We start from the raw sequence: 527 nt of genomic DNA, 5'->3' as shown, positions 1-527 counted from the left end.
GCCCCGCACCCCCGCGATGCGCGGCTACGTCCATCTGCACGGCACCCTGACCGGCCTGGCCTTCCGGCACGCCGCCGATGTGCTGCGACCGCCCGCGCCCGCCTCCCCCACGGCCAGCGCCGTCTTCGGCACGCTCCCCAGGGCCGACACCGACGACGGGTTCAGGATTCTGGACGGGCTCTGGTTCCCGGGCCGGGGCGGGAGCTGGACCCGGGTCGACCTGGCCTACGTACAAGAGGCCCGCCGGCGCTGGCTGAACGCCGCCGACCAGCGGGCCCTGGCCGCCGCGGCCCTCGTCGACACCCTGGAGACCCTCGTACGGGATGACGGGATGGGCCTGCGGAGGCTGGTCCTGTGGGAGGTGTGCTGCCTGCTGCGGGACGGCGGGCCGCGTCCGACGGCGGCGGAGGCGGTGGCCCTCGGGGTGCACCGCGACGACGCCGGCGCGCTCGCCGCCGCCGTGGCCACCGGGTTCCCGGCGGCGGGCCCGGCCCGGCACGCCGCGGAGACGCTGAACGACGTATGGC

At 77.4% G+C, this 527-nt stretch carries 1 pseudogene; it reads left to right on the top strand.

What is annotated here, in order from left to right:
- Positions 1 to 527 (top strand): annotated as a pseudogene (locus AB8Z36_RS41910) (hypothetical protein); the annotation flags it as partial.

The sequence above is a fragment of the Streptomyces flavofungini genome (genome assembly GCF_041028215.1).
GTDB lineage: Bacteria > Actinomycetota > Actinomycetes > Streptomycetales > Streptomycetaceae > Streptomyces > Streptomyces flavofungini_B.
Note: the sequence above shows the minus strand (reverse complement) of the source record. Positions and strands in the feature narration are given on the sequence as shown.